We start from the raw sequence: 25005 nt of genomic DNA, 5'->3' as shown, positions 1-25005 counted from the left end.
AAAACCAGCATTTGTTGAAATAGCCGCATATTCTACCCGTTATCTACGGGCGCGCCAAACCACTGATGATACCAACGTGGTAAAAATTGATCCCGCAAGCGCCGGATTTGCCAGCGATGTTGCGAGAATGTCACCGATATTTGCCCGGAATGGGGGGTATCTTGCCAGATATACCCCTCTTTTCGATAACGTCGGACCACATTCGCCGACGGAAACCGCCAGGCGTTATAGCGGGCTGCTGAATCCAGCGCAATGTTTCCCTCCACCCGTTGTACCAGCGCCAATGACGATGAGGTATTGCTGCCATGATGGGGAACCTGGATTAACGTCGACGTCAGATGTTGCCAGTAATGGCTAAGCATAGCCTGTTCTGCTGGCGCTTCAATGTCTCCCGTCAGCAGAATACTCTGCTCACCATCGTCCACTTTCACCACGCAGGAGCGGTTGTTTCCCCGAGCCGGGTCACTTTCCAGGGGCCAGTGAACGGTGAAGGTTAATCCCTGCCATCTCCAGCTCTGCCCACGAAAGCAGGGCCGATGCCCCGCCAGACGTAATGGACTTCTTACCCACATCTCCGGCCATGCTTTTTGCAGCGATGCGAGACCTCCTGCATGGTCAAGATGTTCATGGCTGAGAATCACGCCATCTGGCCGCAGATGGTGCCAGCGCAGCCAGGGGATAATTAACCGCTGTGCGCTATCTCCCCCTGGCCAGGCGAGCCCGGTATCATAGAGAATCGCTTTTCCCTGCCGTTCGATGACCATGGCCAGCCCCTGCCCCACATCCAGCATATGTAGCGTCCAGGCATCACTTTTAGCCGTTCGCCAGAGGGGAAATGCCAGCAACAGACACCCAGCCAGACACACGGCTGGAACGGTTTTCCAGGCTCGCAAACGCCAGCCGATGATGATAAGCCAGGGCAGTAGCGTCATGTACTGCCAGCGCTGATCCACACTCTGCCAGCCGTCTGGCAAGCGTATCAGTAGCCAGAACAGCCCGGCAAGGGACTTATCGGCTGCAAACCAGATGGCACTTTCTATTCCCCCCAGCGGAAACAGATGGAGCAACATACCAAGTAAAATCAGCGGTACGCTGACAAACGTCACTATCGGAACGGCAAAGAGATTGGCGACCAGAGAGGAGATACTGAAGCCGTGGAAAATCAACACCTGTAACGGCATGAGCAACACCAGCATGCCGACCTGCAGATAGATCAGATTAAGTAGTGGCCGTATGCGTCGGGCCCACTGCCAGCGAGGAAGAGGCAGCCACTGAAACCAGAAAATCAGCGCCGCGACGGCAAATGCGGACAGGAGCAGACTCTCAGAAAGTATGGCTAAGGGATCGCTTATCAAGATCGCCGCGACACAGCAACACCATACCTGCCACGGCGACCATTGGCGGGAACCGATTCGCAGCGCCGCCAGCACGGCAAGTGCGATGACCGTTCGTAGTGCAGGAGGTTGCAGACCGGTAAGCCAGGCGTAGAAAGCGGCGAAGAACAACCCGGCCAGGAGTGGCATTTGCCAGTGGACCCGGTGGCTGGGGAATATAAACTGGATCGCACGCGCGAGTAACCAGACGAGGGATGCCGCCAGCGTGATATGCAGGCCCGAAATCGCCATCAGATGCAGTGTGCCGGTTTCACGCATCAGGTCTTTTATTTCTCGGGGGACATCCAGACGCTCTCCCATCCCCAGCCCGAGGATAACCGCTCCCCAGCGATAATCAGAAAGTCGGTTTTGCAGCGACATCAGGTATTGCGATCGCAGGCTGCAGTGTCCATCAACAAGTTCCGCATGGGTGAAGCGCCCGCTCAGCGTTTGATGTCGGGCAATGGTGCTGCGTTGGGGATCATAGCCTCCGTCGTTCAGCTCGCCGTGTGCAGGTTTTAGCCTGAGCATCATCGCCCAGCGCTGGCCAGCACATGCTCTCTGTGGCAAATAATTGCCATACAGCGTTACGCCGGTGGACGCCCACCAGCGCCCGCCGTTTACGGTGCGTATTTTTCCCTGATGCTGAGTTGCGCCATCAGTGGCGGTGATCTCTACCTCGGCCTGCACGGCTCCCGTGGTTAAATGCTGCATCGGCCAGACGCTCTCCTGCGCGGCCAGAAGGCCCCACGCGCAAAATAACAGCGCGATTCCCACATACTTCAGGCGCACGTTTTGACATGTGCCCAGAACCACCCCGCCCGCCAGCATTATCCAGACGGTATAGCGTGATGGCAGTTCAGGTAACCAGAGTAACGGGGCTATCGCCAGAATGGCGCAGATACATAAAGCGGGAATTCCCATTGCTACCTCCCTGTTTCAGGGGGACAGTATGCTCGTGGGTGATGCGGCTCGTCAGTTGTGAAGAAAAGGATTTACAGCAAGCGCAGCAAGGTTTTTAACAGGTTGCAGAAAACGCAGAGGGAAATGCGGGATGCCTCCCAGAAGAAAACGACAGGAACAAAAAAAGCACCCGCAGGTGCTTTCTTTCGAACCCAGTTTAACCGGCTGGCTAAACTCAGTTGCCGTAAATATTGGCGCGATCGCGCAGTTCTTTACCCGGTTTAAAGTGTGGAACGTACTTACCTTCCAGCTCGACTTTATCACCCGTTTTCGGGTTACGCCCGGTGCGTGGAGCACGATAGTGCAGAGAAAAACTACCGAAACCGCGGATTTCAATGCGCTCGCCCTGGGCAAGAGTGGAGGCCATATGCTCCAGCATCTCTTTTACGGCATCTTCCACTGCCTTGGCAGGGATATGCGGTTGCTGACTGGCAAGTCTTTCAATCAATTCTGACTTGGTCATGATTCCTCCGGTTCCTTTCAAACCAATTAGCTGAACAGCTCATTAAACAAGGGCGGCCGTAGCCGCCCTTTGTTATTGATTACAGGACGGATCCTGTAATCTGTCAAGTTTGCTCTTCATCCTTCACGCTGTAAATGCGTTACAGCTCAAATGATGCTGAGAACCTGATATTACTCGCCTTTAGCTGCTTTGAAAGCTTCAGCCATTGCGTTGTTAGAGAAGTTTGCATCTTCCTGTTTGTTAACAGTTGCGATTGCATCTTTCTCATCAGCTTCGTCTTTAGCACGAACAGACAGGCTGATTGCACGGTTCTTACGGTCAACACCGGTGAACTTAGCTTCAACGTCGTCGCCTACGTTCAGAACCAGAGTGGCATCTTCAACGCGGTCACGGGAAGCTTCAGAAGCGCGCAGGTAACCTTCAACGCCGTCAGCCAGCTCTACGGTTGCGCCTTTAGCGTCAACTGCAGTTACTTTACCGTTTACGATTGCGCCTTTCTTGTTCAGTGCAACCCAGTTGTTGAACGGATCTTCTGCGAGCTGTTTAACGCCCAGAGAGATACGCTCACGCTCTGCGTCAACCTGCAGAACAACTGCAGCGATTTCGTCGCCTTTTTTGTATTCACGAACTGCTTCTTCGCCTGCAACGTTCCAGGAGATGTCAGACAGGTGAACCAGGCCATCGATGCCGCCGTCCAGGCCGATGAAGATACCGAAGTCAGTGATAGACTTGATTTTACCTTCAACACGGTCGCCCTTGTTGTGGGTTTCCGCGAACTGCTGCCATGGGTTGTTTTTGCACTGTTTCAGGCCCAGGGAGATACGACGACGTTCTTCGTCGATATCCAGAACCATCACTTCCACTACATCACCAACGTTAACAACTTTGGATGGGTGGATGTTTTTGTTGGTCCAGTCCATTTCGGAAACGTGCACCAGGCCTTCAACGCCTTCTTCGATTTCAACGAAGCAGCCGTAGTCGGTCAGGTTGGTTACGCGACCAGTCAGTTTAGTACCTTCTGGGTAACGCTTAGCGATAGCTACCCATGGATCTTCGCCCAGCTGTTTCAGGCCGAGGGATACACGAGTACGCTCGCGGTCGAACTTCAGCACTTTAACAGTGATTTCGTCGCCCACGTTCACGATTTCGCTTGGGTGCTTAACGCGTTTCCACGCCATGTCGGTGATGTGCAGCAGGCCATCAACGCCGCCCAGGTCAACGAATGCGCCGTAGTCAGTGAGGTTCTTAACGATACCTTTGACTTCCATGCCTTCCTGCAGGTTTTCCAGCAGCTGATCGCGTTCTGCGCTGTTTTCGGATTCGATAACGGCACGACGGGATACAACAACGTTGTTACGCTTCTGGTCCAGCTTGATGACTTTGAACTCAAGCTCTTTGCCTTCCAGGTGCAGGGTGTCACGGACTGGACGAACGTCTACCAGAGAACCTGGCAGGAACGCACGAATACCATTCAGCTCAACAGTGAAGCCACCTTTAACTTTGCCGTTGATAACACCGACCACAGTTTCAGCTTCTTCGTAAGCTTTTTCCAGGGTGATCCATGCTTCGTGACGTTTAGCTTTCTCACGAGAAAGCAGGGTTTCACCGAAGCCGTCTTCTACTGCGTCCAGCGCAACGTCAACTTCGTCACCAACCTGGATTTCCAGCTCGCCCTGGGCGTTTTTGAACTGCTCTGCCGGGATGGCGGACTCAGATTTCAGACCGGCGTCAACCAGTACTACGTCTTTGTCGATAGCAACAACAACACCACGAACGATGGAACCCGGACGGGTTTCGATTTCTTTTAAGGATTCTTCAAACAGTTGAGCAAAAGATTCAGTCATGTTTAATCTTCAGGTTAATATTAACGTCCACCTGGCTCCGTGCCGGATGGGGTTGTTTCACATACCCGCCGTCAATCCATTGCAGCGGGGGTACTGCTAAATCGGTCGCGTTTACGCGAGTGCCAGTTTTTGGCGCGCATATTGTAGCGCTTTTTCAATCACTTGCTCAATAGTTAAACTGGTTGAATCCAGAACTAATGCATCTTCTGCAGGAACAAGTGGCGCGACAGCGCGGTTACGATCGCGATCATCGCGCTCTTTTATCTCGGATAAAAGGCGATCAAAGTTAACACTAAACCCCTTCTCCTGCAACTGAAGCATGCGGCGTTGAGCACGTTCTTCTGAAGAGGCGTCAAGGAAAATTTTTACAGGCGCATCAGGGAATACCACGGTGCCCATATCGCGTCCGTCGGCGATCAACCCCGGGGCTTCGCGGAACGCACGCTGGCGACGTAACAGCGCCTCGCGCACACGCGGGAAGGCCGCAACCTGAGAGGCCGCATTCGCCACTTCCTGCGTACGGATTTCACCGCTCACGTCTTCCCCTTCAAGGATCACTTCCAGGTTGCCATCGGTAGACACAAAACGGACATCCAGGTGCGCAGCCAGCGGTACCAGCGCTTCTTCAGAGGCGACATCGACATGATGATGCAGCGCAGCCAGCGCCAGCACGCGATAGATTGCGCCCGAATCTAAAAGATGCCATTGCAATGCTTCCGCCATCGCTTTGCACAGGGTACCTTTCCCTGCGCCACTCGGCCCATCAATGGTGATTACCGGGGCAACTGCCGTCATCTTTTTCTCCTTAAATAAGGCATACCGTTAACATGAACGCCGCGCATTATACGCGCCAACGTGCGCAACTGTTACCTTTGCGTGCAAATTACGGAATGATTGAAGCAGAGTGTAGAAGAAATGAGCGGAAGTGTTCGTCAGGAAGCGTAAGGAAATGCCGCATCGAAGGATGCGGCATAACGCTATCAGGCCAGCGTACTGATGCGCGCCAGCTGCTCGAAGTAGTCCGGGAAGGTTTTCGCCGTACATTTCGGGTCAAGAATGGTCACTGGCGTGTCGGACAGCGCCACCAGCGAGAAGCACATCGCCATACGGTGATCGTTGTAGGTGCCAATTTCTGCGAACTGCAGTTTTGCCGGAGGGGTGACGCGAATGTAGTCTTCGCCCTCTTCCACCTCAGCCCCCACTTTACGCAGCTCGGTCGCCATCGCGTACAGACGGTCAGTCTCTTTCACGCGCCAGTTGTAGATGTTGCGCAGCGTGGTGGTGCCTTTGGCAAACAGCGCAGCCGTGGCGATGGTCATCGCCGCATCCGGAATGTGGTTCATGTCCATATCAATGGCATTCAGCTCGCCGCGGGTACAGGAGATGAAATCATCGCCCCAGGTGACAGTGGCGCCCATTTTCTCCAGCACGTCGGCAAAACGGATGTCGCCCTGCACGCTGTTGCGGCCAATCCCGGTCACCTTCACTGTGCCGCCTTTGATCGCGCCCGCAGCCAGGAAGTAAGAGGCCGATGATGCATCGCCTTCAACCAGGTAATTGCCCGGAGACTGATACTGCTGCGCCCCACGCACCACAAAACGCTGATAAGACTGGTTTTCCACCTCGACGCCGAAGGTTTTCATCAGGTGCAGCGTGATATCAATGTACGGTCTGGAGACCAGCTCACCTTTAATCGAGATAACCGTATCCTGCGGTGCCAGCGGCGCGGTCATCAGCAGGGCCGTCAGGAACTGGCTGGAAACGCTACCGTCCACCTCGACGTCACCGCCGCTAAAGCCCCCGCGCAGACGCAGTGGCGGATAATTTTCCTGCTCAAGATACTCAATCTGCGCGCCACCCTGACGCAGGGCATCGACCAGATGGCCGATCGGACGCTCTTTCATGCGCGGCTCGCCGGTCAGCACGATGTTATTGGTGCCCAGACACAGCGCCGCCGCCAATGGACGCATCGCGGTACCCGCGTTGCCCAGAAACAGCTCGAGCTCTTCACCCGAACGCAGCGCACCGCCGTTGCCGGTCACTTCACAGCGGGTACGATCGTCAGAGAGAGTGTAATGAACACCCAACGCTTTCAGCGCATTGAGCATGTGGCGTACGTCATCGCTGTCCAGCAGGTTTGTAAGGACGGTGGTGCCGTTTGCCAGAGCTGCCAGCAGCAGAGCGCGGTTCGAGACACTTTTTGAACCAGGCAGATTGATGGTGCCATCTACCCGCGCGATAGGTTGTAACGTCAGGGATTCCATGAAACTTAACTCTCAACTCAACATAATAAAAACCCCGCAGCAGGGCTACGGGGGTGGAAACAGCGCGATTAACCGTGGCGACGTTCGAAGTCGATCATGAAATCGGTCAGAGCTTTAACCCCTTCCAGCGGCATCGCGTTATAAATAGAGGCGCGCATCCCCCCCACCACACGGTGGCCTTTCAGCGCGTGCAGACCTGCCGCGAAGGACTCTTTCAGGAACACGTTGTCCAGGTTGCTGTCTGCCAGCTGGAACGGCACGTTCATGCGGGAGCGGTTAGCTTTCGCCACATCGTTACGGTAGAAATCGCTTTTGTCGATCACGCCGTACAGCAGTTCAGCTTTCTGTTGATTGACCTTGTCCATCTGCGCCACACCGCCGTTTTGCTTCAGCCATTTGAAGACCAGGCCCGAGAGGTACCAGGCAAACGTCGGTGGCGTGTTGAACATGGAGTCGTTATCGTTCAGCACGGTGTAGTCGAGAATCGACGGGCAAGACTTATGCGCTTTACCCAGCAGATCTTCACGTACAATGACGATTGTCAGGCCCGCAGGACCGATATTTTTCTGTGCGCCTGCATAGATAACGCCGTAGCGGCTGACATCAATCGGGGCAGAAAGAATGGTGGAGGAGAAGTCGGCGGCAACCACAACATCGCTGGCGAAGTTTGGCGTCTCGTCGATGGCAATCCCGTCGATAGTTTCGTTCGGGCAGTAGTGGAGATAGGCGGCGTTATCAGAAAGCTGCCATTCGCTCATAGGCTTCACGGCGCGCAGACCGTCGACGGTCACTTTGGCGTCGATAACGTGCGGCGTGCAGTATTTGTGCGCTTCTTTAACGGCGCTTGCCGCCCAGTAGCCCGCATCAACGTAGTCAGCCGTCGTTTTATCGCCAAGGATATTCAGCGGTACGCCAGCAAACTGGCCGCGTCCGCCGCCGTGACAGAACAATACTTTGTAGTTCGAGGGAATATTCAGCAGATCGCGAAAATCCTTTTCTGCCTCTTCCGCCACCTGAATAAACTCTTTACCACGGTGGCTGATTTCCATCACCGACGTACCGAGACCGTTCCAGTCACAAAGTTCCTGTTGAGCCTGTTTAAGCACGTCTGCCGGTAACATCGCCGGACCTGAACTGAAATTAAAGACTTGAGCCATTTCCCCTCACCACGCTAAAAGCCATAAGTTATAACTGTGGATATCGGTTTTATCATTCAGTGACACGCGCCGCAATGTCTAAAACTTATGACCCGTGAAATGTGGCTCACATCACACAAAACAATCTGCCGCCTCGCCAGGACAAAACCGACAAAATGGCTGTCAGGTGATCCGTTTAGCCCGGCTAACCTTCGTCCATTCTGGATTCGTACAGAGAGGGCATAATTGATGATCGCCTGCCTTCATAACCACCACATGGCTACATTTTATACAGGCATATTCGCCCGCATCGGGGACGGTTTTGTATCGCTCAATGAGCATATCCGGCAGGATGCATAACCCCGGCTTCACCTCGTCATCATGATAGTAATACACGCTGATTTGACCGTTCGTTTCCATAATGGCCAGACGCACCTGTCCGAGTTGTTCGACGCTGTTCAGACGCAATTCCATAAAAAATTCGAACTCGGTCATATTGGCACTTTGCACATTTTCCCAGGCCAACTGTCCGTCTTCGACAATCACCACAGGCTTCCCTTCCAGCAGATCTTCCAGCTTTTCGCTCTTCGACATCAGCCACATCACAAGGCGGTACAGCAGCGCCAGCGAGACAAAGACGATAAAGACCGGCACCATCGGCACATCGTCATAAAAGGCGACATCCCCCGCCGCTGACCCCAGCGTGAGGATGATTAACACTTCAAAAAGCGACATCTGCCGCACACCGCGACGGCCAGTAATCTTAAGAAACAGAAAGACAAGAACGAAGGTATACAGGCTCCGCAAAGCCACTTCGCCTAAAAACTCGGGGGGAACTTTATCAAACGCCATCCGCTGGAGATCAAATGCTTTCATTTTTCTATGCCTTAACAGTCAGTTACTGCCACTAAGCATAGCCCAGCCTTTTATTTTCGCCGAAGATAGCACCCGTCACGCAAAACCCGTATCATTGCGCGCTTTACGTACGATAAAAGTGAACGCCATGACTCAAACGTTTATCCCCGGCAAAGACGCCGCTCTGGAAGATTCCATCGCTCGCTTCCAGCAGAAACTGACCGACCTGGGTTTTAACATCGAAGAAGCCTCCTGGCTCAATCCGGTGCCCCATGTCTGGTCCGTCCATATTCGCGACAAAGAGTGTGCCCTGTGCTTTACCAACGGGAAAGGCGCGACTAAAAAAGCGGCACTGGCCTCCGCGCTGGGTGAGTATTTTGAGCGTCTGTCCACCAACTATTTCTTCGCTGACTTCTGGTTGGGCGAAACCATCGCTAACGGCCCATTCGTTCACTATCCGAACGAAAAATGGTTCCCGCTGACCGAAGACGATGAACTGCCGGAAGTTATTCTCGACGCCCGCCTGCGTGCGTTCTACGATCCGGAAAACGAACTGACCGCCAGCATGCTGATCGATCTGCAGTCTGGTAACGAAGATCGTGGTATCTGCGCCCTGCCGTTCACCCGCCAGTCTGACGAGCAGACCGTGTATATTCCGATGAACATCGTCGGCAACCTGTATGTGTCTAACGGCATGTCCGCCGGTAACACCCGCAACGAAGCGCGCGTTCAGGGCTTGTCAGAAGTGTTCGAGCGTCACATTAAAAACCGCATTATTGCCGAATCTATCAGCCTGCCTGAAATTCCGGCCGACGTGCTGGCGCGCTACCCGGGCGTGGTGGAGTCCATCGCCAAACTCGAAGCGGAAGGTTTCCCAATCTTCGCCTACGATGGCTCACTGGGCGGAAAATATCCGGTGATCTGCGTGGTGCTGTTTAACCCAGAAAACGGCACCTGCTTCGCCTCCTTCGGCGCGCACCCTGACTTCGGCGTGGCGCTGGAGCGTACCGTCACCGAACTGCTGCAGGGCCGTAGCCTGAAAGATCTCGACGTCTTCACCCCGCCAACCTTTGACGATGAAGAAGTGGCGGAGCATACCAACCTCGAAACCCACTTCATCGATTCCAGCGGCCTGATCTCCTGGGATATGTTTAAGCAGGACGCAGACTATCCGTTCGTAGACTGGAGCTTTGCAGGCACCACGGAAGAAGAGTTCGCCACGCTGATGGCCATCTTTAACGCCGAAGATCAGGAAGTCTACATTGCCGACTACGAACACCTGGGCGTTTACGCATGCCGCATCATTGTGCCGGGCATGTCCGACATCTACCCTGCTGAAGATCTGTGGCTGGCGAACAACAGCATGGGCGCGCACCTGCGCGAAACCCTGCTTGCTCTGCCAGGCAGCGAGTGGGAAAAAGAAGATTATCTGAACCTGATCGCCCAACTGGACGAAGAAGGTCACGATGATTTCACTCGCGTGCGTGAACTGCTGGGCCTGGCGACGGGTAAAGACAACGGCTGGTATACCCTGCGTATCGGGGAGCTGAAAGCGATGCTGGCGCTGGCTGGCGGCGATCTGGATCAGGCCCTGGCCTGGACGGAATGGACGATGGAATTCAACCAGTCGGTCTTCTCTGCCGAGCGCACCAACTATTACCGTTGCCTGCAAACCCTGCTGCTGCTTTCGCAGGAAGAGGATCGCGAGCCACTGCAATACCTGAACGCTTTCGTGCGTATGTACGGTGCTGAAGCGGTTGAAGCCGCCAGCGCGGCGCTCAGCGGTGAAGAGCCATTCTACGGTCTGCAGGCCGTGGACAGCGATCTGAAAGCCTTCCCGGCGCATCAGTCGCTGCTCAAGGCCTATGAAAAGCTGCAGAAAGCAAAAGCCGCTTACTGGTCAAAATAAGCGCATATAACATTAGCAGCAGTAGGCGTATTCAATCGTCTGGGCTATATTACGGGGCAATTTCATTGCCCCGTTTTTTATTTTTTCGGTAATGATTGCTGATTGTAATAATAAAGTTAAACATGGGTAAATATAATAATCTTTACCCGGGCTTTATTGTTACTTTTTATGGTAAATACTCCATATTAATTAACTGTTTCGGAGGGGGCCGAACGAAATAATTCAACTCTTTTCATAACTTTTAAAATTTATTTTTATACGGATAATCAATTACTTACTCCGCATTTGCTGTAAAACCATACACACTGCGGGCCTATAAGCCAGGCGAGATATGATCTATATCAATTTCTCTTCTATAATGCTTTGTTAGTATCTCGTCGCCGACTTAATAAAGAGAGAGTTAGTGTGAAAGCTGACAACCCTTTTGATCTTTTACTCCCCGCCGCGATGGCAAAAGTTGCCGAAGAAGCGGGTGTCTATAAAGCAACGAAACACCCGATGAAGACGTTCTATCTGGCGATTACTGCTGGTGTGTTCATCTCAATCGCTTTCGTCTTCTACATCACTGCCACTACCGGTACTGCTGCCATGCCTTTCGGCATAGCCAAACTGATTGGCGGCATTTGCTTCTCACTGGGTCTGATTCTTTGCGTCATCTGCGGTGCCGACCTCTTCACCTCAACGGTGCTGATTGTCGTGGCAAAAGCCAGCGGAAGAATTACCTGGGGTCAACTGGCGCGCAACTGGCTTAACGTCTACGTTGGCAACCTGATTGGCTGTCTGCTCTTTGTTCTGTTGATGTGGCTTTCTGGCGAGTACATGACCGCCAACGGCGGCTGGGGACTTAACGTCCTGCAAACCGCCGACCACAAAATGCACCACACATTTATCGAAGCCGTTGCTCTCGGCATCCTTGCAAACCTGATGGTCTGCCTGGCGGTCTGGATGAGCTATTCTGGTCGTAGCCTGATGGATAAAGCCATGATTATGGTTCTGCCGGTTGCGATGTTTGTTGCCAGCGGCTTTGAGCACAGTATTGCGAATATGTTCATGATCCCGATGGGGATTGTTATCCGCAACTTTGCAAGCCCGGAGTTCTGGACCGCAATTGGTTCATCCCCGGAAAGTTTCTCTCACCTGACTATTATGAATTTCATTACTGATAACCTGATCCCCGTCACTATCGGGAACATTATCGGTGGGGGTCTGTTAGTTGGGTTGACATACTGGGTCATTTACCTGCGTGGCGACGACCATCATTGATGGTTATCTCAGGCAGTAAATAAAAAATCCACTTAAGAAGGTAGGTGTTACATGTCCGAGCTTAATGAAAAGTTAGCCACAGCCTGGGAAGGTTTTGCGAAAGGTGACTGGCAGAATGAAGTCAACGTCCGTGACTTCATTCAGAAAAACTATACCCCGTATGAAGGTGACGAATCCTTCCTGGCTGGCGCAACTGACGCGACCACCAAGCTGTGGGACAGCGTAATGGAAGGCGTTAAACTGGAAAACCGCACTCACGCGCCAGTTGATTTTGACACCTCCGTTGCTTCCACCATCACTTCTCACGATGCTGGCTATATCAACAAAGCCCTTGAGAAAATCGTTGGTCTGCAGACTGAAGCACCACTGAAACGCGCAATCATCCCGTTCGGTGGTATCAAAATGGTTGAAGGTTCCTGCAAAGCGTATAACCGCGAGCTGGACCCAATGCTGAAAAAAATCTTCACCGAATACCGTAAAACCCACAACCAGGGTGTATTCGATGTTTACACCAAAGACATTCTGAACTGCCGTAAATCTGGCGTTCTGACTGGTCTGCCAGATGCGTATGGCCGTGGCCGTATCATTGGTGACTACCGTCGCGTTGCGCTGTACGGTATCGACTTCCTGATGAAAGACAAATACGCGCAGTTTGTTTCCCTGCAGTCTGACCTGGAAAACGGCGTAAACCTGGAAGCGACTATCCGTCTGCGTGAAGAAATTGCTGAACAGCACCGTGCGCTGGGTCAGATCAAAGAGATGGCAGCGAAATATGGCTGCGATATCTCTGGTCCTGCAACCAACGCCCAGGAAGCTATCCAGTGGACCTACTTCGGCTACCTGGCCGCTGTTAAGTCTCAGAATGGTGCAGCAATGTCCTTCGGCCGCGTATCCACCTTCCTGGATGCGTACATCGAACGTGACCTGAAAGCAGGTAAAATCACCGAGCAAGACGCTCAGGAAATGATTGACCACCTGGTCATGAAACTGCGTATGGTTCGCTTCCTGCGTACCCCAGAATACGATGAACTGTTCTCTGGTGACCCAATCTGGGCAACCGAATCTATCGGTGGTATGGGCGTTGACGGCCGTACGCTGGTCACCAAAAACAGCTTCCGCTTCCTGAACACCCTGTACACCATGGGTCCTTCTCCGGAGCCGAACATCACCGTTCTGTGGTCTGAAAAACTGCCTCTGAACTTCAAGAAATTCGCCGCTAAAGTGTCCATCGACACCTCTTCTCTGCAGTACGAGAACGATGACCTGATGCGTCCGGACTTCAACAACGACGATTACGCTATCGCTTGCTGCGTAAGCCCAATGGTTGTTGGTAAACAAATGCAGTTCTTCGGTGCGCGTGCAAACCTGGCGAAAACCATGCTGTACGCCATCAACGGCGGCGTTGATGAAAAACTGAAAATGCAGGTGGGTCCTAAGTCTGAGCCAATCAAAGGCGACGTTCTGAACTTCGACGAAGTGATGGAGCGTATGGATCACTTCATGGACTGGCTGGCTAAACAGTACGTCACTGCGCTGAACGTTATCCACTACATGCACGACAAGTACAGCTACGAAGCCTCTCTGATGGCGCTGCACGACCGTGACGTTATCCGCACCATGGCGTGTGGTATCGCAGGTCTGTCCGTTGCTGCTGACTCCCTGTCTGCAATCAAATACGCGAAAGTTAAACCAATTCGTGACGAAGACGGCCTGGCTGTAGACTTCGAAATCGAAGGCGAGTATCCGCAGTTTGGTAACAACGACTCTCGCGTTGATGACATGGCGGTTGACCTGGTAGAACGTTTCATGAAGAAAATTCAGAAACTGACTACCTACCGTAACGCTATCCCGACTCAGTCTGTTCTGACCATCACTTCTAACGTTGTGTATGGTAAGAAAACCGGTAACACCCCAGACGGTCGTCGTGCTGGCGCGCCATTCGGACCAGGTGCTAACCCAATGCACGGTCGTGACCAGAAAGGTGCGGTAGCCTCTCTGACCTCCGTTGCTAAACTGCCGTTTGCCTACGCGAAAGATGGTATCTCTTATACCTTCTCCATCGTGCCAAACGCGCTGGGTAAAGACGACGAAGTGCGTAAAACTAACCTCGCGGGTCTGATGGATGGTTACTTCCACCACGAAGCGTCCATCGAAGGTGGTCAGCACCTGAACGTGAACGTAATGAACCGTGAAATGCTGCTCGATGCGATGGAACATCCTGAGAAATATCCTCAGCTGACCATCCGTGTATCTGGCTACGCAGTACGTTTTAACTCCCTGACTAAAGAACAGCAGCAGGACGTTATCACCCGTACTTTCACTCAGTCCATGTAAGTGGAATTGACTGAAATCACGCGTTAAAAGGCGTACAATAAAGGCTCCACGCAAGTGGGGCCTTTTTAACACCCTCGCTTCATCAGTCTCTTTTGTCCGCTATCTATACTGAATGGATAACAGCCAAAACAGACTCGACATAGCCTTTGAGCTGTGCAACTACATAGGCCCCCGGATGGGCCAAATTCGGAGATCTCACCGCAATGTCAACTATTGGTCGCATTCACTCCTTTGAATCCTGTGGCACCGTCGATGGCCCGGGTATCCGCTTTATTACCTTCTTCCAGGGCTGCCTGATGCGCTGCCTGTACTGCCACAACCGCGACACGTGGGACACTCATGGTGGGAAAGAAGTCACCGTGGAAGATCTGATGAAAGAGGTGGTGACCTATCGCCACTTTATGAACGCGTCCGGCGGCGGCGTGACCGCATCCGGCGGCGAAGCCATTCTTCAGGCTGAATTTGTCCGCGACTGGTTCCGCGCCTGCCGCAAGGAAGGCATTCACACCTGTCTCGATACCAACGGCTTCGTGCGCCGCTACGATCCGGTTATTGATGAACTGCTCGAAGTGACCGATCTGGTGATGCTCGATCTCAAACAGATGAATGATGAGATCCACCAGAATCTGGTTGGCGTTTCCAACCACCGTACGCTGGAATTTGCGAAATACATTGCCGACAAAGGCATCAAAACCTGGATCCGCTATGTTGTTGTTCCCGGCTGGTCAGATGATGACGACTCTGCGCACCGCCTGGGGGAATTTACCCGCGACATGGGCAACGTCGAGAAAATTGAGCTTCTGCCCTATCACGAACTCGGCAAACATAAATGGGTGGCGATGGGTGAAGAGTACAAACTTGATGGCGTGAAGCCACCGAAAAAAGAGACGATGGAGCGCGTGAAAGGTATTCTTGAGCAGTATGGCCACAAGGTCATGTATTAAAGAAAAGGCCCGGTGAGAACCGGGCCTTTTTAAATTCTATTTAAAGACGCCGTTAATAACGGAAGTCACAATCGCCGTACTCAGCGCAATTAAGACCAGATCGTCACCCACCACGCGCCATTCATAACCTGGGTAGGATGGAAGCTGGCCAAGCATAGAGGCTGGCACGGTTTTCTTCGCAATACCCGGAGGAAGTGGTTTACCGCGGGCCAGGTTTTTCGCAATACCCGGAGGCAGAGACTCATAGCCCGTTAAGCCGTAATTCAGTGCCAGGTGACGGGCATGATCGAAGCTCACGCGAGCGTCAACATCATTGCCGACATCTTTGCTGCTTTTAAAGCTCTTATCAGATTTCCCTGGGTTATCCTGACCGCTATTTTGCTTATTACCATGGTTACCAGAGTTCCCGTTACCATGATTGCCGCCATTACCTTGTCCGCCACCGTTGCCGTGACCACCGCCATTCCCGTTTCCTGGATTAGCCATGACCGGAGCCGCTGCAAACGTTAAAGACAACACTACGGCAAGTGCGGTAGTGGAAAAACGACGTTTAGACATGATTGTTGCCTTTTAGTGGTAGAACTCATTTGAATTATCGCCGGGCGGGGAAAACAAACAATACGTAAAAGTCTTATATATGACAGGGACAAAAAAGCCTGTCATTGACAGGCTTTTATTTAATCAGGCGTGCGCCACAGGCGTTGGATGCTCGCCTGCTTTGCGCAGCAGCATTAAGAGATAAATAAACGACACGCTGGCGATCATGATAAACAGCAAATTGTCAGAATAACTCTGCATCAGCATCGCGGTAAATGTTGGTCCCAGCAGGCTGCCGATGGTATAGCTTAATAACAGCGCCTGGTTCATCGCCACCAGCTGGTGATGTTCAACTTTCTCACAGGCCCACGCCATCGCGACCGGATAAAGCGTGAACCCCGCTGCCCCAAGGATAAACAGCGCTGGGGCCATCGCGGCGTTGCTGAGCATAGCAAGACAGCCCATGATCACCACAAAGACCTGAACGCGCAGCACCAGCAGGCGACCGAAGCGATCGGCCAGGCGGCCAATCGGCCACTGTCCGACAATCCCCGCGCTCACCATGACCGCCATCCAGAAACCAATCCCGGCATCGCTGACGCCCTGATGGTTCAGGTAGAGCGGCATAAGACCATAGAGCGAGCCCAGAACAATCCCCGAGATAATACAGCCATTAACTCCCAGACGCGCCTGGCGCAGCCTCAGCATCGGCCAGATGTGGGTCGCTTCCTGATGCTCACTTTTCTGGTTCACGATACGCGTAAAGAGCAGCGGCAGGATCGCCGCCAGCACCATACCGGTTACCCATGGCAGCACGCTCATCAGGTCCGTTGGCAGTTTGCTGACCATCAGTTGTCCCAGCACGGTGCCCACATAGTAAACCATCATATAGGCTGCCAGCAGGCGTCCGCGGTTACGTGACGTACCGCTGCACATCAGCGCACTTTCAACAACCACCCAAATCATCGCGCAACCGACACCGGCGATAAAGCGCCACGCCATCCAGCTCCAGAAGCCGACCATCAGGCCCAACCCGGCACACCCGGCGGCGAAAATCAGCGAAGCCAGATAATAGCTGCGATTAAAGCCAAAGCGTTTAATCAGGCTACCGGTTAATAATGTGCCCAGCAGGTTCCCGGTGAAAAAGGACGAGCTAACCATACCCACCTGCCAGGTCGGTAAGTTTTCATGGGCGAGCCACAGCGGGACGAGCGTATTCAACACTGCGATCGCCAGGGTCAGCAGAAGCAGGCCACAGAGCAACAGTAGCACTGGCCGGGTATAGGTGGTCATGGATTAAAAACCGTGAGGAAGTTCAGATTTCGTGCGCATCATGCCACTGGCAAAAACAAAGTCAATCCACTGATTTAGCCGGCTCGCACGATATGTTCCCTGTCGATTTAAAAAACTTATCCTGCTAATGCAGTGCCTGCTATAGATATTAATTATGTCTCTGTTTTTATTTATTAATGGTAGAAATTAAAACAAAACGACAGTCGAAAAATTTCATGAATGAAAAAAGAAAAGCCGGGCGCTATGTCCCGGCTTTTTATAACAAAAAATAAGATTAGCTGGCGATGGCCATATCGACCGTCATATGCAGACCATAAAAGACGCCACGACCAATCAACTCCCCTGCCAGCACCAGCACAAAGGCCAGTGATAACAACGGCAGAGCAGGCTGGTAGCCTTTTAGCTGAGGCGCGATCCAGAATACCAACGCCGCTACCAGCAGCACGATACGCCAGGCCATCAGAGAACCGTAATCCGGCACCAGCGCAGAGGCCTGCTGAATGGAGCTATGAATGGTGGCCAGCTCAGCGCCCTGCATCAGGGCAACGATTGCACTCACTACCAGCGCCAGCAGCGATACGGCTGGCAGCAAACGCATTGCCCAGCCGTCTACCCCCGCCACGCGCAAAAGCAGATAGCCGAGCAGCGGCCCGCCGATAAACATCGTCAGGAAGAAGCTCATTGGCGTCCAGACGCTGTACCAGGTAGGGACGGTATCAATGGTGTTATAGACACGCACCATCATCCATACAAACACCACGCCCAGCACCATGGTCACGATCAGCCAGAGGCTACGCAGACCTGCAGGCAATTTTTTAAGCGCTGCCAGCAACCAGCCCAGCCCGCCGATGGCGAAGAAAACCGCCCCGCTGGCAATCTCGTTACTGAGGGACGATGCCCCCACGCGGTTAAGCGAGTTAAACGCGCGCATCGGTGAGCCCAGGTGCAGCGTAGAGGCGATAAAACCAATCCCCATCAACACCCACAGGCCAAACATGCTCAACACTAAACGCTGCTGCTGTTCAGCAGTGAGTTGACCTTTCAGCAGTGCCAGCGCGAGCACGATGAAGCCACCCGCCACGCACTGACCAAAGACCGTGAAGATCATCAGCGGCCATTCATGCCATCCACTTCCCATCTCACACCTCCTTCGGGTTTGCCAGGTAGCCGGTGGTATCACCTGTAGGACGGCTGTTGGCGTTGGGTTTAATCACAATACTCGGCTTCGTGAAGTGCGCGGACGGCAGCGGTGCTACCGCAGCAAGCTGACCATGTTTTTGACGCAGTTCTTCTATAGGGCCAAAGTCCAGCGCGCGCAGCGGACAGGACTCAACGCAGATCGGTTTTTTGCCATCCGCGACGCGAGAGTGGCAGCCGTCGCACTTGGTCATATGCCCTTTGGCGGCATTGTACTGAGGTGCGCCGTACGGGCAGGCCATATGGCAGTAGCGGCAGCCGATACAAACATCTTCATCCACGACCACGAAACCGTCTTCACGCTTGTGCATCGCCCCGCTCGGACAGACCTTCGTACAGGCAGGGTCTTCGCAGTGGTTACAGGCAATCGACAGGTAATAGGCAAACACGTTTTGATGCCAGACACCGTTATCTTCCTGCCAGTCGCCTCCGGCGTATTCGTAGATGCGACGGAAACTCACGTCTGGGGTGAGATCTTTGTAATCTTTACAGGCCAGCTCGCAGGTTTTGCACCCGGTGCAACGGCTGGAATCAATGAAAAATCCATACTGGGTTGTCATCGGTTACTCCTTAAACCTTTTCAACCTGAACAAGGTTTGTGTGAGACGGGTTGCCTTTCGCCAGCGGCGACGGACGCTGCGTGGTCAGTACGTTAATGCTGCCTGCCTGATCGATGCGGTTGGCATCAGGGCTGTACCATGCCCCTTCTCCCAGCGCCACGACGCCTGGCATCATGCGTGGCGTGACTTTGGCTTCAATGTGCACCTCCCCGCGGCCGTTGAAGATGCGCACGCGATCGCCATTGTTAATACCACGCGCTTTCGCATCCATCGGGTTAATCCACATCTCCTGACGGCAGGCGGCTTTCAGTACGTCGACGTTACCGTAGGTGGAGTGAACGCGCGCTTTATAGTGGAAACCGGTCAACTGCAGCGGGAATTTCGCCGTGAGCGGATCGTTATAGTTTTCGAATCCTGGCGTATAGATCGGCAGCGGATCGATAACGTCCCCCTCCGGCAGCTCCCAGGTAGACGCAATTTTTGCCAGTTCTTCGGAGTAGATTTCAATTTTGCCCGACGGCGTAGTCAGCGGGTTCGCCTGCGGATCTTCGCGGAACGCTTTGTAGGCAACGTGATGCCCTTCAGGATCGCGCTGTTTGTACATGCCCTGCTTGCGGAAGGTATCGAAATCCGGCAGGTCTGGGATGGCTTTGCGGGAGAGTTCATGCAGATGGCGCATCCAGCCTTCCTGAGTACGTCCCTCGGTAAACTGCTGCTCAACGCCCAGACGCTTCGCCAGCTCGGAGGTCATCTCATAGATGGTTTTGCACTCGAAGCGCGGTTTGATCGCCTGATCGGTGAAGATCACGTAAGACATGTTGCCGCAGGAGGCATCCAGCGCGAAGTCCATCTGCTCAGACGCGGTGCAGTCCGGCAGCAGAATGTCGGCGTATTTTGCCGAGGAGGTCATGTGGCAGTCGATCACCACAATCATCTCGCACTTCTTGTCGTCCTGCAGGATTTCATGAGTGCGGTTGATTTCCGAATGCTGGTTGATAAGACAGTTACCGGCGTAGTTCCAGATCATCTTGATCGGCACGTCCAGCTTGTCCTTACCGCGCACGCCGTCGCGCAAGGCGGTCATTTCCGGGCCACGTTCAATCGCATCGGTCCACATAAACATGGAAATGCTGGTTTGCACCGGGTTGTCCAGCGTTGGCATACGTTCAAACGGGACTTCATATGAGCCTTCACGCGCACCAGTGTTACCGCCATGAATACCCACGTTGCCGGTCAGAATGGAGAGCATGGAGATTGCGCGGGTGGCAATTTCACCGTTCGCATGACGCTGCGGTCCCCACCCCTGGCTGATATAGGCCGGTTTGGCTGAGCCAATCTCACGCGCCAGTTGAACAATACGCTCGACCGGAATACCGGTGATGGTGGACGCCCACTCCGGCGTTTTCGCCACGCCGTCGCTGCCCTGACCGAGAATATACGCCTTGTAGTGGCCATTAGCTGGGGCACTGGCTGGCAGGGTTTTCTCGTCATAACCGACGCAGTATTTATCCAGGAACGGCTGATCGACGAGATTTTCAGTGATCATCACCCACGCCAGCGCGGAGACCAGCGCGGCATCGGTACCTGGGCGGATTGGGATCCACTCATCTTCGCGTCCTGCACCGGTGTCGGTATAGCGCGGATCGATAATGATCATGCGGGCATTGGATTTAGCACGCGCCTGTTCGAGGTAGTAGGTCACCCCGCCGCCGCTCATACGCGTTTCACCCGGATTGTTCCCGAACAGAACGACCAGCTTGCTGTTTTCGATATCAGACGGGCTGTTGCCGTCTGCCCAGCCACCGTAGGTGTAATTCAGTCCTGCGGCGATTTGTGCAGAGGAGTAGTCACCATAGTGGTTAAGATAACCGCCGCAGCAGTTCATCAGACGCGCCACCAGCGTTTTTCCTGGTGGCCAGGAGCGGGTTAGCGTGCCGCCCAGCGTGCCGGTACCGTAGTTCAGGTAGATGGATTCGTTGCCATACTCTTTGATCAGCCGCTGCATATTGGTGGCGATAATATCGTAGGCTTCATCCCAGCTAATGCGCTCGAACTTCCCTTCCCCACGTTTACCCACGCGCTTCATTGGGTACTTAAGACGATCCGGATTATAGACGCGACGACGCATGGAGCGGCCACGCAGACAGGCGCGAACCTGGTGTAACCCTTCGTAGTTATCGTCCCCGGTATTGTCGGTTTCGACATATTTTATTTCGCCATCCACTACGTGCATACGCAGCGGGCAACGGCTACCGCAGTTTACCGTACAGGCACTCCACACCACTTTTTCCGGGACTGAGACCGGGGATAGTGCATCCGCCGCTGACGCCAGTCGGGTAAAAGGGAGCGTGAAAGCGCTGCTGGCTACAGCCAGGCCGCCTATTGCCGTGGTTTTCATCAAACCACGGCGAGTGACCTCGGCAGCCAGCAATTCTTCAGGCGCGTTGATTTTCATAGAGACTCACTTTGGTTGCTCACAAAGAAAAGAGAGGCGGCACAAACCGCTATGTAGTTTTATATATAACGAAATTATTCGTTATCAGCTTTTTCTGCTGACTTTCATTCGGAGGAGTATTACTACTTTAGAGGCAGGGGGTATTGCGTCGTATCAATTCACAGGCATAAAAAAAGCGCCCGAAGGCGCTTTTTTTGTTTTGAGGCACATATTTAGCCGATGTACTGCTGACCTTTCATGTATGGGCGCAGCACTTCAGGGATCTCAATACGGCCATCTGCCTGCTGATAGTTTTCCAGCACGGCAACCAGCGTACGACCCACAGCCAGACCAGAACCGTTCAGGGTATGCACCAGACGGGTTTTCTTGTCAGATTTACTGCGGCAGCGTGCCTGCATGCGGCGCGCCTGGAAATCCCAGACGTTAGAGCAGGAGGAGATTTCACGGTAGGTGTTCTGCGCAGGTACCCACACTTCCAGGTCGAAGGTTTTGCAGGCACCAAAGCCCATATCACCGGTGCACAGCGCCATACGACGATACGGCAGGCCCAGCAGCTCGAGGACTTTCTCGGCGTGACCCGTCATCTCTTCCAGCGCGTCCATGGAGTCTTCCGGACGAACAATCTGCACCATCTCGACTTTATCGAACTGGTGCATACGGATCAGACCACGCGTGTCGCGGCCATAAGATCCCGCTTCAGAACGGAAGCACGGAGAGTGTGCGGTCAGTTTGATCGGCAGTTCGTCTTCGTCGATGATCTCATCACGCACGAGGTTAGTCAGCGGCACTTCTGCGGTAGGGATCAGCGCATAGTTGCTGCTGTCTGCTTCTTCATCCAGCGGACGGGTATGGAACAGGTCGCCGGCAAATTTCGGCAGCTGACCCGTACCGTACAGCGTATCGTGGTTGACCAGATACGGGACGTAGGTTTCGCTGTAACCGTGCTGCTCGGTGTGCAGATCCAACATGAACTGGGCCAGCGCACGGTGCAGATGGGCAATCTGGCCTTTCATCACCACGAAGCGAGAACCGGTCAGCTTAACCGCGGCCGCAAAGTCCAGACCCGCGTGCATTTCGCCCAGCGTGACGTGATCGCGCACCTCGAAGTCGAACTCGCGAGGCGTACCCCAGCGTTTCACTTCAACGTTGTCGTTCTCGTCTTTGCCGACAGGCACGCTGTCGTCAGGAATGTTCGGGATCGCCAGCGCAATATCGCGAATTTCGGCCTGAAGAACGTCCAGCTCGGCTTTCGCCTGATCCAGCTCTTCACCCAGTTTGTTCACTTCCAGGCGTAATGGCTCAATATCTTCCCCGCGCGCTTTCGCCTGGCCAATGGATTTCGATCGAGAATTACGCTCTGCCTGCAGATTTTCAGTTTGTACCTGCAGAACTTTACGACGCTCTTCAAGAGCGCGCAGCTTATCTACATCCAGCTTAAAGCCCCGGCGTGCCAGTTTTTCAGCGACTGCGTCTGGCTCATTACGCAGCAGATTGGGATCGAGCATGCTTATCCTGTGCTTATCGAATTAAAATAGGAAAATGTGACCACAGCCTGCGGTCACAAGGATACTATGCCAACATTACCGCAACGATCGAACTAACGGTAGCGTTTTATAGGGCTATTTTGATCCTGTCCGGCGAGCCAGGTGAGCTTTTCACCAATCTTGCCCTCAAGACCTCTGTTTGTAGGGTGATAATAGCGGGTTTGTGCCATTTCCTGCGGGAAATACTCCTCCCCGGCGGCATAGGCGTTGGGCTCGTCATGCGCATAGCGATACTCCTGCCCGTAGCCCATCTCCTTCATCAGTTTGGTTGGCGCGTTGCGCAGATGAACCGGCACATCGTAATCCGGGCGTTCACGTGCGTCCGACATCGCGGCCTTAAACGCGGTATAGACAGCATTGCTTTTCGGCGCGCAGGCCAGATAGACAATCGCCTGCGCAATCGCACGCTCGCCTTCTGCCGGGCCCACGCGGGTAAAGCAGTCCCAGGCAGAAAGGGCAACCTGCATGGCGCGCGGGTCAGCATTGCCGACATCTTCTGAGGCAATGGCCAGACAGCGGCGCGCTACGTACAGCGGATCGCCACCCGCGGTGATTATGCGCGCGTACCAGTAAAGCGCCGCATCCGGGGCGCTGCCGCGGACGGACTTATGCAACGCCGAGATCAGATCGTAGAAACGATCGCCTTTATTATCAAAACGCGCGCTGCGCTCACCGGCAATTTCGGTCAGGAGTTCCGGCTTCAGCACCCGCTTTCCGGCATCATCCACTTCGGCCATATCGGCCATCATTTCCAGGGTGTTCAGCGCGCGGCGCGCATCGCCATTAACCAGCTCCGCAATCGCCCTGCGCGTTTCGTCAGGCAGAACGATATCCTGCCCGCCGTAGCCACGTGCTTTATCGTCCATCGCCTGGGTGAGAACCTTTTCGATATCCTCGGTGGTCAGGGATTTGAGCAGATAAACGCGGGCGCGAGAGAGCAGCGCCGAATTCAGTTCAAACGAGGGGTTTTCGGTGGTCGCGCCGATGAAGAAAATTGTGCCGTCTTCGATATGCGGCAGAAAAGCATCCTGCTGGCTCTTGTTGAAGCGGTGAACTTCGTCGACAAAGAGGATGGTGCGGCGCCCGGCATTACGGTTCTGGCGCGCGCGCTCGATTGCCTCGCGGATCTCCTTTACGCCGGACGTGACCGCCGAGATACGTTCGACGTCAGCGTTGGCATAGCGGGCAATCACTTCAGCGAGGGTCGTTTTGCCGGTCCCGGGTGGTCCCCAGAGGATCATGGAGTGCAAATGCCCGGCCTCAATGGCCCGCGGCAAGGGTTTCCCCGCAGCCAGCAGGTGCTGCTGGCCGATGTACTGCGCTAAATTTTCTGGCCGCATACGAGCGGCCAGAGGTTGAAACGCATTATCTGAAAAATCGAGCGACAGATTGCTCACTCATGCCTCTTACTTATTGCGTTGGTCGTCCACCGTTACGCCCTGCGGCGGGGTGAAGGTGAATTTCGATGCATCCACGGCGCCGTTCTGCTGAGACTTGAGCTGGTAGCTGCTGCGCTGATCGTCCTGCTCAACCGCGCCGAACTGATTGATGGTCCCGTTGGTGCTGACGTTGATGGTGAACTGCTTCAGGTTGCCGTTGCTGCCTTTCGGCGTCAGGACAAACTCATCACCGTTCTGCTTAATATTGTACTGCTGCCAGTCGCTGGCCTGGTTGCGGGCGATCAGCATAAAGGGCGTATTGCTGGTGGCATCTTTCAACCAGGTTGCCGTGGCCTGCTCAACGAACGGGTTGAAGAACCACAGTGTTTTACCGTCAGAGACCAGGATGCTCTCATCCGGCTGAGTCATGTGCCAGTTAAACAGATTCGGGCGTTTTACCCACAAATCTCCCTGACCTTCCTGCACCGCGTTGCCGCTGCCGTCAGTCACTTTCTGCGTGAAGCTGGCGTGGAAGCTGCTCACTTTATCCAGTCGGCTTTTAAGGTCGCTGGCCGCATCAGCCCAGACGCTGCTGGCTACAAAACTGGTGAGTAATGCACAGGCAATGGCGATTTTTTTCATTGTTATTCCTTAAAATACGTCTTCCCGAAATGGGGTTTCCGTCATCTATT

General features: G+C 53.8%; 19 protein-coding genes. 4 read left to right on the top strand and 15 right to left on the bottom strand.

Annotated elements, in window-relative coordinates; all coding sequences use genetic code 11:
* Positions 1–32: 32 nt before the first annotated feature.
* From L3068_RS07375 to L3068_RS07345, 7 genes are all read right to left on the bottom strand, one after another.
* Complete coding sequence (locus L3068_RS07375; RefSeq protein WP_117580540.1) at positions 33–2297, bottom strand: ComEC family protein; 2265 nt, start codon at positions 2295–2297, stop codon at positions 33–35.
* Positions 2298–2511: 214 nt separating this feature from the next.
* Complete coding sequence (gene ihfB, locus L3068_RS07370) at positions 2512–2799, bottom strand: integration host factor subunit beta (RefSeq protein ID WP_008499965.1); 288 nt, start codon at positions 2797–2799, stop codon at positions 2512–2514.
* Between the two features lie 170 nt (positions 2800–2969).
* Positions 2970–4643 carry a 30S ribosomal protein S1 gene (gene rpsA, locus L3068_RS07365; RefSeq protein WP_008499966.1) on the bottom strand — a complete coding sequence of 558 codons (1674 nt, stop codon included), beginning with the start codon at positions 4641–4643 and terminating at the stop codon, positions 2970–2972.
* A 111-nt stretch (positions 4644–4754) separates the two neighbouring features.
* Positions 4755–5438, bottom strand: a complete 684-nt coding sequence (cmk, locus tag L3068_RS07360) for a (d)CMP kinase (protein ID WP_013097305.1) — start codon at positions 5436–5438, stop codon at positions 4755–4757.
* Positions 5439–5623: 185 nt separating this feature from the next.
* Positions 5624–6907 (bottom strand): 3-phosphoshikimate 1-carboxyvinyltransferase, encoded by a 1284-nt coding sequence (gene aroA / locus L3068_RS07355; RefSeq protein ID WP_014883218.1) that lies wholly within the window; start codon positions 6905–6907, stop codon positions 5624–5626.
* A 68-nt stretch (positions 6908–6975) separates the two neighbouring features.
* Positions 6976–8064 (bottom strand): 3-phosphoserine/phosphohydroxythreonine transaminase, encoded by a 1089-nt coding sequence (gene serC, locus L3068_RS07350; protein ID WP_117580542.1) that lies wholly within the window; start codon positions 8062–8064, stop codon positions 6976–6978.
* A 162-nt stretch (positions 8065–8226) separates the two neighbouring features.
* A complete protein-coding gene (locus L3068_RS07345; protein ID WP_117580544.1) occupies positions 8227–8919 on the bottom strand; it encodes a DUF421 domain-containing protein in 693 nt (230 codons plus the stop codon).
* A gap of 127 nt (positions 8920–9046) precedes the next feature.
* Here L3068_RS07345 and ycaO point away from each other — a divergent pair, with 127 nt between their 5' ends.
* The 4 genes from ycaO (at position 9047) to pflA (ending at position 15348) form a co-directional block, all read left to right on the top strand.
* Positions 9047–10807: a 30S ribosomal protein S12 methylthiotransferase accessory factor YcaO gene (gene ycaO, locus L3068_RS07340; RefSeq protein WP_176690539.1), complete on the top strand. Its 1761-nt coding sequence runs from the start codon at positions 9047–9049 to the stop codon at positions 10805–10807.
* 405 nt (positions 10808–11212) lie between these two features.
* A complete protein-coding gene (focA, locus tag L3068_RS07335; RefSeq protein WP_014883214.1) occupies positions 11213–12070 on the top strand; it encodes a formate transporter FocA in 858 nt (285 codons plus the stop codon).
* 51 nt (positions 12071–12121) lie between these two features.
* Positions 12122–14404: a formate C-acetyltransferase gene (gene pflB / locus L3068_RS07330; protein WP_014883213.1), complete on the top strand. Its 2283-nt coding sequence runs from the start codon at positions 12122–12124 to the stop codon at positions 14402–14404.
* A 203-nt stretch (positions 14405–14607) separates the two neighbouring features.
* Positions 14608–15348, top strand: coding sequence for a pyruvate formate lyase 1-activating protein (gene pflA, locus L3068_RS07325; protein WP_014883212.1), 741 nt, complete (start codon positions 14608–14610; stop codon positions 15346–15348).
* Positions 15349–15384: 36 nt separating this feature from the next.
* Here pflA and L3068_RS07320 read toward each other — a convergent pair whose 3' ends face one another.
* The 8 genes from L3068_RS07320 to lolA all read right to left on the bottom strand — a co-directional run bounded on the left by L3068_RS07320 (position 15385) and on the right by lolA (position 24955).
* Positions 15385–15906, bottom strand: coding sequence for an anti-virulence regulator CigR family protein (locus tag L3068_RS07320; RefSeq protein ID WP_023332541.1), 522 nt, complete (start codon positions 15904–15906; stop codon positions 15385–15387).
* 123 nt (positions 15907–16029) lie between these two features.
* Entirely contained in the window at positions 16030–17178 is a 1149-nt protein-coding gene (locus L3068_RS07315) for an MFS transporter (protein WP_014883210.1), read from the bottom strand.
* A 274-nt stretch (positions 17179–17452) separates the two neighbouring features.
* Positions 17453–18316, bottom strand: a complete 864-nt coding sequence (locus L3068_RS07310; RefSeq protein WP_117580546.1) for a dimethyl sulfoxide reductase anchor subunit family protein — start codon at positions 18314–18316, stop codon at positions 17453–17455.
* Position 18317: 1 nt separating this feature from the next.
* Entirely contained in the window at positions 18318–18935 is a 618-nt protein-coding gene (locus L3068_RS07305; protein ID WP_014883208.1) for a DMSO/selenate family reductase complex B subunit, read from the bottom strand.
* Between the two features lie 10 nt (positions 18936–18945).
* Positions 18946–21390 carry a dimethylsulfoxide reductase subunit A gene (dmsA, locus tag L3068_RS07300; RefSeq protein ID WP_087529469.1) on the bottom strand — a complete coding sequence of 815 codons (2445 nt, stop codon included), beginning with the start codon at positions 21388–21390 and terminating at the stop codon, positions 18946–18948.
* 212 nt (positions 21391–21602) lie between these two features.
* Positions 21603–22895 (bottom strand): serine--tRNA ligase, encoded by a 1293-nt coding sequence (gene serS, locus L3068_RS07295; protein ID WP_023332538.1) that lies wholly within the window; start codon positions 22893–22895, stop codon positions 21603–21605.
* A gap of 92 nt (positions 22896–22987) precedes the next feature.
* Complete coding sequence (rarA, locus tag L3068_RS07290) at positions 22988–24331, bottom strand: replication-associated recombination protein RarA (protein WP_023338207.1); 1344 nt, start codon at positions 24329–24331, stop codon at positions 22988–22990.
* A 9-nt stretch (positions 24332–24340) separates the two neighbouring features.
* Positions 24341–24955: an outer membrane lipoprotein periplasmic chaperone LolA gene (gene lolA, locus L3068_RS07285; RefSeq protein WP_014883204.1), complete on the bottom strand. Its 615-nt coding sequence runs from the start codon at positions 24953–24955 to the stop codon at positions 24341–24343.
* Between the last annotated feature and the right edge of the window lie 50 nt (positions 24956–25005).

Source organism: Enterobacter cloacae complex sp. ECL414 (assembly GCF_021869685.1).
Taxonomy (GTDB): domain Bacteria; phylum Pseudomonadota; class Gammaproteobacteria; order Enterobacterales; family Enterobacteriaceae; genus Enterobacter; species Enterobacter kobei.
The sequence above is the reverse complement of the archived record's forward strand: the minus strand, read 5'-3'. Positions and strand labels throughout refer to the sequence as shown.

Coding starts and splice junctions, on each gene's coding strand:
- ycaO (WP_176690539.1), top strand. CDS start 9,047: ATGACTCAAACGTTTATCCCCGGCAAAGACGCCGCTCTGGAAGATTCC.
- pflA (WP_014883212.1), top strand. CDS start 14,608: ATGTCAACTATTGGTCGCATTCACTCCTTTGAATCCTGTGGCACCGTC.
- dmsA (WP_087529469.1), bottom strand. CDS start 21,390: ATGAAAATCAACGCGCCTGAAGAATTGCTGGCTGCCGAGGTCACTCGC.
- lolA (WP_014883204.1), bottom strand. CDS start 24,955: ATGAAAAAAATCGCCATTGCCTGTGCATTACTCACCAGTTTTGTAGCC.
- pflB (WP_014883213.1), top strand. CDS start 12,122: ATGTCCGAGCTTAATGAAAAGTTAGCCACAGCCTGGGAAGGTTTTGCG.
- L3068_RS07315 (WP_014883210.1), bottom strand. CDS start 17,178: ATGACCACCTATACCCGGCCAGTGCTACTGTTGCTCTGTGGCCTGCTT.
- serC (WP_117580542.1), bottom strand. CDS start 8,064: ATGGCTCAAGTCTTTAATTTCAGTTCAGGTCCGGCGATGTTACCGGCA.
- L3068_RS07320 (WP_023332541.1), bottom strand. CDS start 15,906: ATGTCTAAACGTCGTTTTTCCACTACCGCACTTGCCGTAGTGTTGTCT.
- L3068_RS07375 (WP_117580540.1), bottom strand. CDS start 2,297: ATGGGAATTCCCGCTTTATGTATCTGCGCCATTCTGGCGATAGCCCCG.
- aroA (WP_014883218.1), bottom strand. CDS start 6,907: ATGGAATCCCTGACGTTACAACCTATCGCGCGGGTAGATGGCACCATC.
- ihfB (WP_008499965.1), bottom strand. CDS start 2,799: ATGACCAAGTCAGAATTGATTGAAAGACTTGCCAGTCAGCAACCGCAT.
- L3068_RS07310 (WP_117580546.1), bottom strand. CDS start 18,316: ATGGGAAGTGGATGGCATGAATGGCCGCTGATGATCTTCACGGTCTTT.
- L3068_RS07305 (WP_014883208.1), bottom strand. CDS start 18,935: ATGACAACCCAGTATGGATTTTTCATTGATTCCAGCCGTTGCACCGGG.
- L3068_RS07345 (WP_117580544.1), bottom strand. CDS start 8,919: ATGAAAGCATTTGATCTCCAGCGGATGGCGTTTGATAAAGTTCCCCCC.
- cmk (WP_013097305.1), bottom strand. CDS start 5,438: ATGACGGCAGTTGCCCCGGTAATCACCATTGATGGGCCGAGTGGCGCA.
- rpsA (WP_008499966.1), bottom strand. CDS start 4,643: ATGACTGAATCTTTTGCTCAACTGTTTGAAGAATCCTTAAAAGAAATC.
- serS (WP_023332538.1), bottom strand. CDS start 22,895: ATGCTCGATCCCAATCTGCTGCGTAATGAGCCAGACGCAGTCGCTGAA.